Genomic DNA, 15,241 nt, shown 5'->3' on the forward strand with positions numbered 1-15,241 from the left:
AGGATAGTACGATATTTGTAAAGCTAGCTTTACAAATATCGTTAGGGGTGAGCTTATGAATAATCGCCTGCGTGAACTGCGGGAAAAGGCAGGCATGACTCAGGAAGAACTTGCCGCATTAGCAGGGGTGTCCAGACAAACCATCATTTCGTTAGAAAAAGGGAAATACAATCCTTCCATTATTCTAGCTTACAGTTTATCAAAGGTTTTTAACATGAGTATTGAAGATCTATTTCTTCTCCAAGAAGGAGGTCGTAACAATGGCTAGTAATACCCGGCTTATAAAATACTTGATACTGGCGTTGATGGCTGGTATAGCAGTCTGGCAGATAGCCGCAGGTAATAGTCCCTTTGGTACGGGTCTGCTGATAGGTATAATAATAGCCGCCGGTTCGGTGGAAATAAAGCAGCGTCGTATCAGTGAGCTGCAGAGGAAGGGCCTGAATCCGTATGATGAACGGGCCTGGTCTTTAGCTGGTATGGCCGCTTACGGTTCCATAAGGATTTATGCAATATCGCTGGCACTAATTATACTCGCGGGATCAATATGGGGTCCGCAAATCAAGGTAAATCCCTACAACTTATTAGGCTTGTGCCTGTGTGCACTGCTGGGGTTATATGTAGGCAGCTATTATTACTACAACCAAAAATTCTAACTGCAAATGTGCCAGGCACCACAAGCTTCAAAGGTGCCTGGCACATAAATTAATCCTGGCAACGTCCTACTCTCCCACAGGAAAACTGCAGTACCATCGGCGCTGGAGAGCTTAACTGCCGTGTTCGGGATGGGAACGGGTGTGACCTTCCGCTATTGTCGTCAAATGGTGGAAATTTAATTTCGTTACATATTGTTTTTATGGGTCTGCAAACATGAGGACCGTCCTCCTGTTTGCTCACAGAAAGATTCTGAAAAGTACAGAGAGCTGCTTAAAGCGCATTTGTGTCAAGCCCTCGATCTATTAAAATTGGTCAGCTTTAATGCATCACTTACACTTATACCTCCGGCCTGTCAACCACCTAGTCTTGATGGGATTCTACCTTCTTTGAAGTGAGAACCCATCTTGAGGTTGGCTTTCATGCTTGATGCTTTCATGCTTATCACATCCAGACATAGCTACCTAGCTGTGCCTCTATGAAAAGAGTTGGAATTGGTGGCACAATTAGCGGTCTGTCCATCCCGGTCCTCTCGTACTAGGGACAGATCCTTTCCTACCTCCCATGTCATGAGTGATGGATAGGGGACCGAACTGTCTCTCAATAGACGTTCTGAACCTAACACGTACCACTTTTTAATGGGCGAACAGCCCAACCTCAAGACCTTCTCTCCCAGCCCCAGGATGTGAGCTGACACGAGGGTGCCAAACCTCCCTGTCGATGTGAACTCTGGGGAGATAAGTCAGCATCCCTGGGGTAGCTTTTATCTGATGAGCGACGGCCCTTCCACTCGGTACCGCTGATCAATAAGCTCCTGTCCCGCTGACATGTCTGTCCTGCAGTCAAGCTCCCTTCTGCCTTTGAGCACTCTTCGCGCTGGGATTTCCATCCGGCGCTGAGGAAACCTTTGGGCGCTCAGCCATTTCTTTGGAGGCGTACCCATGCCCAGTCAAACCCTGCCTGCCTGAAACTGTCCCCTACCCGGTAGCAGGTTAGGAACCCAGCCATCCAGAGTGGTGATCCCACCCATTGGCTCCACGAATCCTTTGGTGAACCTGCTTCTCATAGCCTCCCAACGTATCCTGGGTAAGGGGAAACCACCTAAAATCCAACAGACAAGGTAAAGCCTCCACGGGGTCACGGTCTCATCTGTGTAACTGGCATCTTCACTGTAGGTTGTGTGCAATTTCACTGAGCCCTCGTCGAGACAGTGCTCCAGATCACATGCTTTCTGTGTGGCCTCATCCACTTTCACAGACAAGAATTTCTGCCACTCAGGATCTGCTATATTAAGGCTGCTGTTCACTGGGGGCTTCTCTGGTTCATACCTTCAAAGGAATCTGAAGTTTGAAATCAGACGTCGGATCGTTGGATCTGTTGGAATGGCTCCGCCAGTTTCTTCTCTTTTCTTTTTTCTTTCTTTCTCTGTCCTCTTCCTTCTGACCCTCTGACCTCTGCCTAGCTAAGAGCTCCCTTGTCCTTCCTGGCACTGGCAGGCGTCAGCCTCCTATACTTCCATCTTCTGATTTCTGCAGAGACTGTGCTTTTGGTAAAACAGTCGCCTGGGCTCGACTACTATGGGCCCTCTGCTACGCTCATCATCAAAGTTTTAGTGATCAGCATGGAGACACCCCTCCTGTAAGTTACACAATAACTTTGCTGAGTTCCTTAACGAGGGCTCTCTCAAGTGCCTAGGATTCTCTCCTTGCCTACTCCAAAGGTTGTTTGCAATGGCACCAACATCCTGCTAGAGGCTTTTCTTTGGTAGTTTGGAATCAGTGACTCGCCACTATATTTCACTCCCATCACACCTCAGGCTTCTGTAAGACGGATTTGCCTATTCCATGTTCTACGTGCTTGGACGCACTCTTCCTAGTCGTGCTTCAATTCATCTCCCATGTCACCCCATCACTCAACGATGTCCGGTGGCACCTGAATATCAACTTAGTTGTCCATCCCCATGCCTTTCGGCCTGGGTTAGGTCCCACACCCTAAAGTGGATGAGCCTTCCCAGGAATGGCAGGATTCTCACCTGCCTCGCTTACTTATGCCAGCATTCTCTCTCTTAATAGTCCACTACTCTCACATGGTATAGCTTCCAATCATTAAGAATGCTCCCTCTACTACATTGAAGTTTGGAGGACGGAAGTCAGAATGACATTTGTCTCATTTGGTCCATCTCTTGAATGAGCTGGCATTTTATTTTATTAACTGATTCTGTATTTTTTTAACTGGTCATGTATGTCTATTCACATACCAAGATCATGAATCTCATATCAATATATACCTTTAATCCTATCTGTTGAGCCCATATATTTCAGTAAAATGGAACTCTTTTCAGAGTTCTTCTTCCTGTCTTCGGCTATGTTGGACAGTATAGATATATTGCTCTCCTTATCTGAGGTATTAACCATATCTCTTTCCTTGTAATCTATATATCTGGCATCTCTAAAGCTAATTTATACCTCTCTTCTTGGATAGACTCAGGATTCTTCAGTTTTCACTGCCACAGCACCCTCTGTCTTCTGTCCTCTGTCACCTCCAGACCTGTAAAAGCTTCGGTACTAAGTGCTTAGCCTCTGTTGAATTTTCTACAGAGTCACTTGACCAGTGAGTCATTACGCACTGCAGGGCCGCTTTAAGCCAACATCCTATTAGCCAAAAGTGACTCTACTCTTCCACCTCTAGTGACTTTGGGACCTTAGCCAAGCTGTCTTGGGCTGTTTCTCCTGACTACTTTGACCTATCACCCTGCAGTCTGACTGCTGCACAACTCCATGGTATCTGGAGTTTGGGTGGTCTGTAACTGGCAAGGCCCTACTTCCAACCAGTGCTCTGTACCCCATAAGGAATTACATGACGCCAGCTCCTAAAGCTTTATTCTGGGAGAACTAGCTGGTCTCCTGGCTGATTGGTATTTCACCCTATCCAACTCATCCAATGGCACTTTTCAACGTACCTTGGTTCCACCTCCATCTCTGTAAGTTGCTACTAGACTTCACCCTAGCCATGGATAGATCACCCGGTTCTGGCCCAGCAACCAGGTCGCCCTTTTCTAGACTTCAGCCACAGGCCCGTCCTGAACTTAACTGCTTAAGGCCGTAACTCACCTATTCTGCATAGGCATGCCATCACACTTTAAATAGTGCCTGACTGCCTAGGCATGTCGGTTTCGTGTTCCTTTTCACTCTCCCAGTGCTTTTCACCTTCCCCACGGTACTGTTCAAGGCCCATTGCCAGGTAGTATTTAGCCTTGGAAGGTGGTCCTCCTGCTTCCCACTGGTTCCAGTAATGTCCGGCGGGTACTGGCTTCACCAAGAGCCTTATCATTTCGCTTCACGAGGCTTTCACTTCTCTATGGCCTGGCTTTCCATCCAGGTCTGAGCCAATGATATAATTTAGGTAACTCCTTGACTGCTGCAACTTAGTCTGGTGTTCCCTCTGTTCCCAACTGTGCAACAGCTTGCAGGCTACCACCAGCTGTTTAGGCTGCTTCCCCGTTCCTGCCTGCCGCCACTTAGAGAATCTCAATTGATTCTTTCTCCTCCGGCTAATGGGTGATGTTCAGTTCACTGTCTGGCTTCTACTGCCCCACCAGGCAGTGATACACTTGTTCTGCAAGTATTGGGTTCCCATCTGGATATCTATTTGGATCTATGCTCCGCTTGCAGCTCCCCTGTAGCTGCAGCTTCTTGCCACGTCCTTCTTCGCTCCTGGCACCAAGGCACCTCTGCATGCCCTTTGTAGTATCTTGGACCTAATTTACGCTGAAACTCAACTTTTCACCACCAGCCATGAACTACATGTTCCCTTGCTTTTCTGTATGCACTTTCTTTCAAGAACCTTGGTCGACTCTACGAACCGGTTTAGTTTATATGGATGAGATCTGAAACTCTGACCCCCTGCTTGCAAGGTGGCAGGTGCTCTCCCAGCCATTACACTCCCACAACGGAAGTCCGATGTCGATGTCAGTGTCGATACAAAAAATCAGCATAAACGCCGATTACTTCATCTACCCCGTCTTCCGCCTCTGGACTCTGACTTCTGTAATGGTGGGCCTAAGTGATTTGGAACCACCTGGACCTCACGCTTATCAGGCGTGCGCTCTAACCATTGAGCTGAGCCCATAAACTTAGCTTGAAACAAAACCATTTAAAAGGCCTTGGTTCAAAATTTATTAAACAACAACAAGAAGTAAGGTGATCAGACTTAGGATCTTGTAGTCGAAGCTCTATAAATATGTCGAATGTTAAAATTGACTTCTGGCTTCCCACCTTCTTTCATCCTAACTCTCTGCCTGCTGTTACTCATTTAAGTTTTCTCCTTAGAAAGGAGGCAGGATCCATCCACCTTCCTGGCATGGATACCTTGTTACGACTTCACCCCACTACCGGTCCCCACTCTAGATTTGTTTCTCTCCAAACGTGGAAGTTTTAAATCGACGTCGGGGATCGGATTCTTGCTGAAACCAACAGCCAGTTTTCTTCTTTAAGAATCTGACTTCCTACCTCTGTGTGTTCGCTCCTGACCTCTGACTTGACTTCTGACTTCCGTCTGGTTGAGTCACTGGCTTCGGGGTGTTGCCTGCAGGATGCATGGTGTGGCCAGTGTCTGGGAACGCATTCACCGCGACGCTGATTCATGACACAGTGATTCCGACTTCATGCAGTCGAGTTGGGACTAAGTAAACTGAATCCGAGAATGGGCTTTGAGGATTCTGCCAGCCCCACTGCGGCCCTTGCCTCTGTACCATCCATTGTAGCACGGTGCCCAGACTATGCTTATGATTTGACGTCATCCCACCTTCCTCCTATATCACGGGCAGTCCTGTATTTAGAGTGCTCAGCTTACCTGTTAGCAACCACAGCAAGGTTGCGCCTGCTGTGGGACTTAATCAACATCTCACGACACAGAGCTGATGACAACCATGCACCACCTGTCTTAGCTCCTGGAAGGCACCACCTCGTGTGTTTCTCACCATGTGTCTTGGCATAGATGTCAAGACCTGGTAAGGTTTTCCTTTCATGCTGTACTGAATTGGGAAACCATGCTCCACCGCTTGTGTGTGGCCCCTCTGTCAATTCTTTGAGTGCCCAGCCTGCGACCCTACTCCCAGGTGGGATACTTATTATGTTAGCTTATGGTAATAATGAAGGGGTCGATACCTCCCACACCTAAATCCACTGTTGGCAGCGTGGACTAAATTGTATCTAACTCTGTTTGCTACCATCAGCTGCACTCAGCGTCAGGCTCAGTCCAGTCAGCCTCACTGGTGTTCCTCCTGATTTCTACTGCATTCTCACCGCCACACCAGGAATTCCACTGACCTCTCCTGCCCTCAAGATACCCAGTTTCATGGTAACCCCTGCAGTTAATGTGGTCTTCACAACTGACTTAAATATCCGCCTACGTGCTCTTTTATGCCCAGTAATTCCGGACAACGCTCGCCCCTACGTCTACCATGGCCTGGCAGTTAGCTGGGGCTTCTGCAGTACCTGTCATGCACTCAGTATATTACTCCCAATGCCATTCTTCCTTTACAGCCAGAGCTTTACAACCCTATAGCTTCTATCATCGCTCACGTGGCAAGCTGCGCTTAGGTTTCCCCATTGCGCAATATTCTGACCACTGCTACCGTAGAGTCTGGCTGTGTCTCAGTCCCAGTGTGGCTGTTCACCTCTCAGTAGGCTGGCTGTTGATCGTCGCCTTGGTGGTGGCTCTTACCCCAACTAGCGCCACCCCAGATGTGGACCCATCTATATGATAGCTTAGTGTATCTTCCTCTGCTACAATCTTAAACCGTGATCACATGCGGTATTAGCAGTCGTTTCCAACTGTTATCCCCCACATATAGGTAGGTTATCCACGCGTTACTCACCCGTCCGCCACTAACTAATGTTCGACACTCAGTGCTCTGATTTGTTTAAACATGTTAGGCACTTTTTGTGCCAACCCCATCTATCGCTTTAGATGTGTTAGGCACTTTGGCGCCAACCTCATCTCGATAGATGTGTTGGCACTTTTTGATAGCTTCGACGCTCGCCACTTCTATCTAGCCCGTTTAGTATTGCTTCTATACTAACTATGCTCTTGGTTGAAGTGACTGCCTTATTGGGCTCGCGTCACGCGGCTTCACCGAATGCTGCACTTTATTAAGAGCACTCAGTGTCAAACATTAGTCCGTTCGACTTGCATGTGTTAGGCACGCCGCCAGCGTTCGTCCTGAGCCAGGATCAAACTCTCCAATGAAAGTTTATACCTAGCCAAATCGTCTCTGGCTTGTTTTCCCTTTTTTAAAAGGGCCTTGACTGGCTTATATCAAGTCTCCTTGATACAGTTCCAATCTTTTCGCACTTATCTTCTTGCTGTTCAGTTTTATCAGAACCTTTCCTTAGGCCTGCATTGAGCCTCTGCACTCATAGTCAGTTTTCTTCTGTCTAAGTACAACTGTTTACTAGTCAAAGCAAGACTTATATTATCATTGTCCCCGGTGATGCTTCTTCTAAGAACCTAAACACCAGGAGTATGAGGTATTTAAAACTTGCACAAAGGTGAGCGTTTATCTAACTATTACCAAATTTCTGGCTGTGCGGCTTTCTCTAGTTTCTTCATTATATAGCTGCGTCAGGACATATCATTTCGCAAAGGACGCAGGCGATGCAACTATCCTCGTCCTTAGGCTTAACCGTAGGAGTTCCATAGACCCCCAGTTTCTCCGACCAGATTAAGACATCATTAGGGCATTTCTCCTTACATAATCCGCAGCCTTTACAAAATTGGGGGAAGATGTGAAAAACTGCTCGTTCCATGTCAGTCGACATAGGCTTGATCTCATTAGGCACCTACTCCCACCCCCCTTCCCAAATGATGTCGTTTCATCCTTTGCCCATCTGCAAGGCTTTGAAGTTAAGTTCTTTCAAGTTGATCTTTCAAATTTATAGGCCAGCTTGGCACCTGTGGCCTCTTGACCGCCCAAATGATACTTATTTTGGTGAAGCCTGCAATTTGGCACACGTGATATTAAAACACCTGAGGGTGGAGCTGGTTGAAGTGGTTTCGATGGTACGTGGAAGGCCAATGATCTTCTTTAGCCTTTTCGGGAACCTGGCTTCAATGGATAATTGTTGTCGCCATGAATATGTAGAGCTGTCTGAAGGTCAGGTGCGTCCGATAGCCCTCTCTCTACCGTAGAGCTATGACCATCACCTTACTGGAATTTCAGTTCCGATACGCCGGACACTGGAACTGCAGAGCAATGGACACTCCCTGCCTCTTTGCTCAATCCCAAAGTTGGGGCGATGTAACCGTCTGTAATATTCTGATTGTAAGCGGCCTCTATGATTTCCTGCTTATGATTGGAACTCCTGTCTGCCCTTCTCCGGGCCAGAGCGATCTTTATTAATGACATTCATTTGTCCTCTTCCTAGAGGATTTTTAACTCCCGACCAAGTATTTTTCCATCCTCATCTTCAAGAAAATGCAGAGTCTACTGTTGGTTCTCCACCATGGCAGTAATGATAAGACCTCAACAAATGAAACCGTTCCCCTGATTTGATTTCGTTAAGTGGTGAGTATCTTTGATGAAGTTGCTTTAGCTATGGGTAGTTGAGACTAGCACCAGGCTGCTATATACGTGGCACACTCCTGAGTAGGCGTTCAAAACTCCGGTCCTTTGGTTGGATAACCAGTTACACTCAGGTCTCATGTAGGAGTAGTCTCCTGCCTCTGTCCGGGTGGAAATATTTGGGCCAACATACCATATAGTTGGTATTGTTCACCAGTATCAATGCATCTTTTCACTGTGCACCGCCTGCATTGACTAAGGCTGGGAACCATTAGAATAGCCTCCTCCGCTGCCCATGTAGCCCACGTGACCAATCTGGGATTACTGCTTGATACCGACCATAACCGGGTGGTTCTGCCGTGATGCAATAGTCTGAGGCTGGTCACAATTGAAGAAGTCTCCAGATAGCAATGAACATCCTATATCACAACCAAAAATGGTTTTATCCAGTATGTCCAATTCGTCGATGGCTTCCCCCCAGGGCCTCAAACGATGCCGTCCACCTGAGAGAACTTATGTGGCTTGGACGGCACAAGATTTAGGAACAGCTGGTGAAACGGTCACTGAATAAAACCTTCCTTATAAAATTTGACTTTTACTTATGATGTCATAATCTATAATTCCAACCCAAAGGCATAAATAACCTCTGATTATATGGTCTCACGTAGATTTCCTGGACGGATAAGCTCGTACAGTGTTGGCTGTAATGATTCCGCCACCAGTGCATCTTTTAGTGCACCGCTTTTGTATGATGGTATCCCGTAATTTGTTGAGGGAACGACGCAGGGTGATAGGCCTGAAATAACTGGCTTTTATCCTTGATACGCAGGGTTTTGACCGCATCGTCAGCCGTGCCCTCGATTACCCACCCTGTGTGAGACAGCTGATGTTATATCGGCTTCACTGCATCTTTCTTCAAATTCAACCACTTCGCAACAATGTTTTCATAGTCTTGGCGTGCTGAAGCACTACATCATATAATTCCTCTTCCAGGGCTATAAATGTTACACAGGTATGACTTCACGGTCTGTCCCTATATGTCCTCTTTGCCGATGAGCAGATATATGATAAGTTCAAGCCCTGGGTTCCGAGGTCGTATATAAGGTCAAGGGCTCTTCCCATTTGGCCTGATATCCATCCCCAGAATGAAAGTGGGGGAAGGTATTTCCATGCCGGGAATTAAACTTTGATAATGTAGTCATAGATTCCCCTGATGGGTGGCGGTGGAAATATACAAATGACTGTCGTGCTTGCCATAAGTAGTGAGCGTCACCTCTGTCAGGAGTATACTACTGTACCCGATGAAGGCCCCTGCGCTTGAATAACTGCTAACAGTCACAGCTGGCCTCTGCCATGCCGAACGGTTTTGCATATACATTTCAGCTCCAGGTAAGGTAAAGGCCTTCTTAATAGCTTCTGGAAACTGCCTGTAGACTGTGAATCCAGCCGATATCTCATCTTGGTCTGAAGAAATTTCATGAATTTTGGGTGCCAGACGGTCCAGTAGTGCATTATCATTTTGTGTAATGGATATTCAAACATGGTTCCTCTGCCCCAGCAAATGAGCAGCCCAAGTCACGATCTTCATTACTGTCATAGTAAAGGCTTTTTGCTTTCACTGATAGTCGACTGCATTTCTTTCGAGTACCTCCTGTTTAAAATCAAATGTGTCCATGCTTTACTCTCATATAGCACTGCTATACCTCTTGATGTACTCCTGCTGCACAGGGAATCTCGCTCGTAGATTTGATCCCTCAACTTCTCATCGATGGCCACATATAATCCACTCTCAGGGCCTAATTGTTGAGAAGCTGTACAGATTTGATTATGTCTCCACCACCTCTGCATCAGTCTCATCTCCTAGATGGCTGTTAATATAATCGCATCGACCCTACCAGATCACGAGGTATTCCATGATTCATCCCGAGAATTGGTCATGGGACGGCGTTGATAACTGCCAGAACGCGCAGCCGGAGGCGATCGTGTTCCCTCCACCAGATACTGAGGGTCCTGCACCCATAACGCCATAACCCACATCTAGACAATATCTCCTTCACGCCAAGGCCCACTCGGGCCTTGTGGGGTCAATACAGCCCCGGTTTTCCAAACCAGGCATCCTTTCGCCGGACACACCGATAACTTCTAGCCTTTCTTCCAGCATATTTTTAGAGGCCCTAGGTAAAACGGCTCTACGGTATCCAGATCCACCAAAACCACTCTTCTTGATGCCCTGCCGCTTCAATCCAGAAAATGATGCATTAATTTCCACCTTGCCGCCGCTGCATATTCTCCAGCAAGCTTCACGATTCCATCTGCCTGGAGCTTTCGAAACCGGAACACCTCCTACGGGTAATAGTGCATAAGTATAAAGTAGGGTAATTGCGTCAATAATATAAATTTGCTCTACAACAATACTCAGCATTAAACAATATATACATCCCCACTTTTACTTTAAGTCAAGCTTCTTATTATTATGTCCATAAGAACTTTCGCAGGCAATCATAATAAACGATAAAAAGAGACTGTACGCCAGCCTCAATAAGCCCATTATCATTTGTGGTTGTCCATTTCACAGGTATTGCGCAATCAGCAACAATACCCCTGGAACACCTAAGAAACCCGCAAATCAATATTGTATGATGTTTATCGGAATAAAACGCAAAATAACTTGCCACATAATTGAATATCATTAGCAGAACTAGACCCACCACTGAGTTTATAGCCAGTTTCCATAAAAGTTGAATCGGTTTCAAGAATACTTTGACAACAAAGTAAAGAATCAACGCCACTATGATCGCAGCGATTATCACATTGATACCAGGCATTAAACCTACCCCCTGCCATCTATACTGGGTTTATCGATCCTGTTTTTGAGCGCCTGCTGCTTGGCTTGTTTGATTAGAAAATCATAACGCTTTTCAGCCGCTTTCAAATTGAACACGGCATACTCGATCATCTCCGGTTCTTCAGCTCGGGAAAACAGATTATAGGCAGAATCAAGTTCCTGTTTAGCCAACTCCAACATCTGTTCCGGGCTGTAACAATCAGTTGCCGGTTCCTCTTTCAAGCCAATGTAATTTTTGGTTTTTTCCCACAGCCTGCTGGCAAGTCCCATAAGATACCTCCTGGCGGGCGCTTAAACAGCGCTATTTACTGCCATCTTATGCCAGCAGGTGCTGTGATATGTCAGATTTCTTTGCGGCCTTCTATAGCCTTGCGAAGGGTTATCTCATCAGTGTACTCGATGTCTCCGCCCACCGGCAGGCCGTGCGCCAGACGGGTAATGCGCACCGGGTAGGGGGCGGTCAGGCTGGCGATGTATCTCGATAATACCTCTCCATCGATGTCAGGGTTGAGAGCCAGGATCAATTCTCTTACCTCACCGCTGGATACCTTGGACAACAGCGGAGTGAAGTCCAGGTCTTCCAGACTGCGGTCACCCATCAGCTTAAACTCTTTGTTGATGACATAATAGTGCCCCCGATAGCCGCTGCGCTCTATAGCCATAACGTCGCTGGTTTCCTCGGCTATGCACAATAAAGCCTTATCTCTGCTCGGGTCACGGCAGATGATGCAGGGATCGGTTTCAGTCAAATAACCGCACTGACTGCAAGGTCGGACCGTATCACGGGCCGCAACGATAGCTTCCGCCAGGGCTTTAGCCTGCGCCTCCGGCGCCTTGAGCAGATGCAGAGCTAGTCTCTGGGCTGTCTTGGGTCCTATAGTGGGTAACTTCTGCAGTTGTTCAATTAAATTTTCCAGAGAACGGGTTAATCTCATAACAATAATCCATCTATGAAAGTTGCTCGATTCTACAAACCGGGGATATTAAAACCACCGGTTATCTTGGCCATCTCGCTGGACACCATATCCTGTGACTGTTTTACAGCTTCATTGACCGCAGCCATAATCATGTCTTCCAGCATCTCCACATCATCAGGATCGACCGCTTCAGGGGTGATCTTAAGGCTCAATATCTCTTGTTTGCCGTTGACCTTAACCGTTACCGCCCCGCCTCCGACAGTCACTTCCAGTTCCCGCTGACGCAGTTCCTCCTGCATCTGTACGATCTGTTCCTGTACCTTGCGGGCTTCTTTCATCATCTTGTTAATGTTAGCGCCACCCATGGGATTGAACTTCATTTCTATTCCTCCTATTCCTTGACTTCCACTATCTCTTCGCCAAACAACTCCCGGGCCTTTTTGACCACCGGATCCTGGGAGGCGTCATCATCCAGGAAAACTAGGCGGACTGAGGCTGCGCCGCCCCATATCTCTTTAATAGCCTCATCCAGTATGTGTTTGTTGGCGTTTTCTTCAAGTTTTTCCTTATGAAACTTGTAAGCTTTTTTGAAACCGATGGTAACCTGCCCTTTATCATGCTCCAGCAACTTGCCCTGTGCCAGCAAGGCGTGCGTGGGTATTTTCTTATCTTTTACCGCTGCCAATAATCGGCCCCACTCCTGTTGGGGAGCTTTGGCGGCCTCTTTTTTCCGGGCGGAGGTTTTTGCCGATGAATGGCTGCTATCTTCAACGAGGGTGTTTTCGGCAGCCCGGGCGGACTTTTTCGGGGATGCTTTCGGTGCGCTTACTGCCGTAAGGCTAAGGTTATCCCAGGCCGGTTCAGCCGGAACAGCCATTAGTTCTAGAAATGCCAGTTCCAATTGGAAACGATTGCCTTCGCTGTATCGCAAGCGGTCAGCACCGGCCATCAAGGCGTTCAAGGCCTTCATAATGGCTGATATATCAGTCTGTCCAAGAACACTTTCCAAGTGTGGCCGGGCTGATTCTGTTACCACAGCCAACTCGGCCTCTTTTCCCAGAAGGGAATAGACCATCAAATCGCGCAGGTATAATACCGCCTCACGCACGATCTGTTGAGCCTCTTTGCCTTCCTGCAAAGCTTCTCCCAGCATGGTGATAACCGTCCCCACATCGCGGGAAAACACCGCAGCCATGAGTCGGCTCAGGAACATATCGTCCACCAGTCCCATAACTTCCAAGGCATCCGTCTTACTTATTTGGGCTCCTTTATATGAATAAATCTGATCCAGGCTGCTCAAAGCGTCCCGCAGTCCGCCGTTAGCCCGCCGGGCGATCAGATCGAAAGCCTCCTCAGAGACACTCATATTATTGCTCAATGCCACCTGTCTGAGTCGTTCCACTATCTCGGCAGCAGTGAGGCGACGAAAATGATAGCTTTGGCAGCGGGACAATATGGTGGCCGGGATCTTCTGCAGCTCAGTGGTTGCCAGTATAAAAATAACGGAATCAGGGGGTTCTTCCAGGGTCTTTAACAAAGCGTTAAAGGCTTCGGTGGTCAGCATATGAACCTCGTCGATTATGTATACCTTCTTTTTCCCCTGTGCCGGCAGCATGCGCACCTTTTCCCGCAGATCGCGGATCTCATCGATGCCGCGATTAGAAGCGGCATCTATCTCTATTACATCCATAAAATTGCCCTGCAGGATGTCTAAGCAGTAAGGGCACTGATTGCAGGGTTCCCCCTCCCGGGGATGGGCACAGTTAACCGCCCGGGCTACAATTTTAGCGATACTGGTTTTACCGGTGCCCCGGGGACCCGAAAACAGGTAGGCGTGGGAGACGCGCCCCTGTTTCAGCGCGTTCTGCAAAGCCTTGACGGTCCTTTCCTGCCCAACTACCTCAGCAAAATGCTGTGGGCGCCAGGCTCTGTATAAAGCCATATAGGACACGGAATAACACTCCTTCCAGGCATGTGCCATGACTGTCGGCTTGTTACCATGTAGATTCTCGGGTAAGGGGACGCTTTCCTGCTCCACAACCAAAAAACAGCAGGAACATCCTGCCGTCATATATTCCTATAAAACATAAATTACGCCGTGCACCTGGCCTCGAATATACCCTCCAGGCGTTACTACAGCAGTTAACTCCACCCAGGCTTCCCTCCGTCACATAAGATGGATCTCTTAGTGCTGCTTCCTTCCGGACCTGACACGGTTCAAGATGTCTCATTGCGCAGGACCCAGATTTCGACGCCACTTATTGCAGTCAGACCCTACAGGATATACCCTCGGCTCAGGACTTCGACCCTGCTATAGCGGGTTGCAGGTTACAGGGCACCGCTAATTCCCCATCTAGCACGGCAAATCTACTCATTTTGATCACAGCCCACTTGGTGGGCAGAATCAAATTATACCATGAAAATCACCCAATAGCAATTTGCTAAAGCGGCACAGATTATGGGAGCATAGCTAATTAGTAAACCACTGCGTCACATACAACGACTTGCCCTCTTGATAAAAACCCAAGCCAACTTTGGAAAAGTTTTGGCTAAGAATATTGGCGCGGTGTCCAGACGAATTCATCAAAGCATCATGGGCGCCTTTAACACTAGAGTGCATGGCTATGTTTTCCCCGGCGGCTGAATAGCTGATTCCCAGGCTTTGCATCATATTGAAAGGGCTTCCATAAGTAGGTGAAGTGTGGCTGAAGTAATTATTTACCGCCATGTCCTTGGATTTTAGGTAAGCCCCGTCGCATAGCTTTGTGTTCAGGGTCAATGGTGACAGGCCACTGGCTTTGCGGGCAGCATTTATGTATCCCAGCATTTCTGTTTGCATGGAAGAAAAACTGCTTGTCCCGGAAGAAGACGGGGTGTAGGGCTGTACCATATTGCCAGATACGCATCCGACTGTATCTTTGCTGTTCTTGACCACATACCAGCGGCCAATCTTGCCGATAACATCCAATACGGTGCCTTTTTTATAGGTGGTTATTATTCTGTGATTGGTGCTGGCCCCGGTGCGAAAGTTTACCTTGCTGGCGGTGACCTGAACCTGCTTAACGCTGGTGGTAGCAAAGACCCCGGCCACCTGAGTATCTGCGGCGTTGTCTGTGGCGTTGTCGGGGATCTGCAAGGGTATGCATATGAACAACATTATTAGTACAACTGCAAAAATCTTTTTCATCAATGGTTACCTCCTTTTTCAACATATTAACCAAGTAAAGGTGCTAGTTCCAGTGTAAAATATAACCATTGACA

Annotated in this window: 13 protein-coding genes, 1 tRNA gene, 3 rRNA genes and 1 other RNA gene; 2 read left to right on the forward strand and 16 right to left on the reverse strand. The window is 47.6% G+C overall.

What is annotated here, in order from left to right; genetic code table 11:
- Positions 1 to 55: 55 nt before the first annotated feature.
- Positions 56 to 268, forward strand: a complete 213-nt coding sequence (locus AC15IQ_RS03425) for a helix-turn-helix transcriptional regulator (protein ID WP_483177301.1) — start codon at positions 56 to 58, stop codon at positions 266 to 268.
- Complete coding sequence (locus tag AC15IQ_RS03430) at positions 261 to 656, forward strand: DUF2178 domain-containing protein (protein ID WP_483177302.1); 396 nt, start codon at positions 261 to 263, stop codon at positions 654 to 656. Before AC15IQ_RS03425 ends, AC15IQ_RS03430 begins: the two co-directional genes overlap by 8 nt.
- A 53-nt stretch (positions 657 to 709) precedes the next feature.
- Here the strand turns inward: AC15IQ_RS03430 and rrf are convergent.
- The 16 genes from rrf to AC15IQ_RS03510 all read right to left on the reverse strand — a co-directional run bounded on the left by rrf (position 710) and on the right by AC15IQ_RS03510 (position 15,167).
- Positions 710 to 822, reverse strand: a 5S ribosomal RNA gene (gene rrf / locus AC15IQ_RS03435).
- A gap of 120 nt (positions 823 to 942) precedes the next feature.
- Positions 943 to 4,408 (reverse strand): 23S ribosomal RNA (locus AC15IQ_RS03440).
- 296 nt (positions 4,409 to 4,704) lie between these two features.
- Positions 4,705 to 4,780 (reverse strand) — tRNA-Ile (locus tag AC15IQ_RS03445).
- Between the two features lie 202 nt (positions 4,781 to 4,982).
- Positions 4,983 to 6,903: ribosomal RNA gene (locus AC15IQ_RS03450) — 16S ribosomal RNA — on the reverse strand.
- The 16S, 23S and 5S rRNA genes sit together here with 1 tRNA gene alongside, the layout of an rRNA operon.
- Before the next feature lie 362 nt (positions 6,904 to 7,265).
- Positions 7,266 to 7,496 (reverse strand): 4Fe-4S dicluster domain-containing protein, encoded by a 231-nt coding sequence (locus AC15IQ_RS03455; RefSeq protein WP_483177303.1) that lies wholly within the window; start codon positions 7,494 to 7,496, stop codon positions 7,266 to 7,268.
- 365 nt (positions 7,497 to 7,861) lie between these two features.
- A complete protein-coding gene (locus AC15IQ_RS03460; RefSeq protein ID WP_483177304.1) occupies positions 7,862 to 8,062 on the reverse strand; it encodes a hypothetical protein in 201 nt (66 codons plus the stop codon).
- Between the two features lie 477 nt (positions 8,063 to 8,539).
- Positions 8,540 to 8,707, reverse strand: coding sequence for a hypothetical protein (locus AC15IQ_RS03465; RefSeq protein WP_483177305.1), 168 nt, complete (start codon positions 8,705 to 8,707; stop codon positions 8,540 to 8,542).
- 1,410 nt (positions 8,708 to 10,117) lie between these two features.
- Positions 10,118 to 10,246: a hypothetical protein gene (locus AC15IQ_RS03470; RefSeq protein WP_483177306.1), complete on the reverse strand. Its 129-nt coding sequence runs from the start codon at positions 10,244 to 10,246 to the stop codon at positions 10,118 to 10,120.
- A 25-nt stretch (positions 10,247 to 10,271) separates the two neighbouring features.
- Complete coding sequence (locus tag AC15IQ_RS03475) at positions 10,272 to 10,640, reverse strand: hypothetical protein (protein ID WP_483177307.1); 369 nt, start codon at positions 10,638 to 10,640, stop codon at positions 10,272 to 10,274.
- 49 nt (positions 10,641 to 10,689) lie between these two features.
- Positions 10,690 to 11,043 (reverse strand): pro-sigmaK processing inhibitor BofA family protein, encoded by a 354-nt coding sequence (locus AC15IQ_RS03480; RefSeq protein WP_483177308.1) that lies wholly within the window; start codon positions 11,041 to 11,043, stop codon positions 10,690 to 10,692.
- Between the two features lie 5 nt (positions 11,044 to 11,048).
- Positions 11,049 to 11,333 carry a DUF2508 family protein gene (locus AC15IQ_RS03485; protein WP_483177309.1) on the reverse strand — a complete coding sequence of 95 codons (285 nt, stop codon included), beginning with the start codon at positions 11,331 to 11,333 and terminating at the stop codon, positions 11,049 to 11,051.
- A gap of 71 nt (positions 11,334 to 11,404) precedes the next feature.
- Entirely contained in the window at positions 11,405 to 11,998 is a 594-nt protein-coding gene (recR, locus tag AC15IQ_RS03490) for a recombination mediator RecR (RefSeq protein ID WP_483177310.1), read from the reverse strand.
- 32 nt (positions 11,999 to 12,030) lie between these two features.
- Positions 12,031 to 12,360 carry a YbaB/EbfC family nucleoid-associated protein gene (locus tag AC15IQ_RS03495; protein ID WP_483177311.1) on the reverse strand — a complete coding sequence of 110 codons (330 nt, stop codon included), beginning with the start codon at positions 12,358 to 12,360 and terminating at the stop codon, positions 12,031 to 12,033.
- An 11-nt stretch (positions 12,361 to 12,371) separates the two neighbouring features.
- Positions 12,372 to 13,922, reverse strand: a complete 1,551-nt coding sequence (dnaX, locus tag AC15IQ_RS03500) for a DNA polymerase III subunit gamma/tau (RefSeq protein ID WP_483177746.1) — start codon at positions 13,920 to 13,922, stop codon at positions 12,372 to 12,374.
- A 154-nt stretch (positions 13,923 to 14,076) separates the two neighbouring features.
- Positions 14,077 to 14,342, reverse strand: an RNA gene (ffs, locus tag AC15IQ_RS03505) — signal recognition particle sRNA large type.
- A gap of 108 nt (positions 14,343 to 14,450) precedes the next feature.
- Positions 14,451 to 15,167, reverse strand: a complete 717-nt coding sequence (locus AC15IQ_RS03510) for a CAP domain-containing protein (protein ID WP_483177312.1) — start codon at positions 15,165 to 15,167, stop codon at positions 14,451 to 14,453.
- Positions 15,168 to 15,241 lie beyond the last annotated feature (74 nt).

This window comes from Syntrophomonas sp. DTU019 (assembly GCA_913757435.1).
GTDB lineage: Bacteria > Bacillota > Syntrophomonadia > Syntrophomonadales > Syntrophomonadaceae > DTU019.

Coding starts and splice junctions, on each gene's coding strand:
- AC15IQ_RS03425 (WP_483177301.1), top strand. CDS start 56: ATGAATAATCGCCTGCGTGAACTGCGGGAAAAGGCAGGCATGACTCAG.
- AC15IQ_RS03430 (WP_483177302.1), top strand. CDS start 261: ATGGCTAGTAATACCCGGCTTATAAAATACTTGATACTGGCGTTGATG.
- AC15IQ_RS03460 (WP_483177304.1), bottom strand. CDS start 8,062: ATGTCATTAATAAAGATCGCTCTGGCCCGGAGAAGGGCAGACAGGAGT.
- AC15IQ_RS03470 (WP_483177306.1), bottom strand. CDS start 10,246: ATGGCGTTATGGGTGCAGGACCCTCAGTATCTGGTGGAGGGAACACGA.
- AC15IQ_RS03475 (WP_483177307.1), bottom strand. CDS start 10,640: ATGCTGAGTATTGTTGTAGAGCAAATTTATATTATTGACGCAATTACC.
- AC15IQ_RS03480 (WP_483177308.1), bottom strand. CDS start 11,043: ATGCCTGGTATCAATGTGATAATCGCTGCGATCATAGTGGCGTTGATT.
- AC15IQ_RS03485 (WP_483177309.1), bottom strand. CDS start 11,333: ATGGGACTTGCCAGCAGGCTGTGGGAAAAAACCAAAAATTACATTGGC.
- recR (WP_483177310.1), bottom strand. CDS start 11,998: ATGAGATTAACCCGTTCTCTGGAAAATTTAATTGAACAACTGCAGAAG.
- AC15IQ_RS03495 (WP_483177311.1), bottom strand. CDS start 12,360: ATGAAGTTCAATCCCATGGGTGGCGCTAACATTAACAAGATGATGAAA.
- dnaX (WP_483177746.1), bottom strand. CDS start 13,922: ATGGCTTTATACAGAGCCTGGCGCCCACAGCATTTTGCTGAGGTAGTT.
- AC15IQ_RS03510 (WP_483177312.1), bottom strand. CDS start 15,167: ATGAAAAAGATTTTTGCAGTTGTACTAATAATGTTGTTCATATGCATA.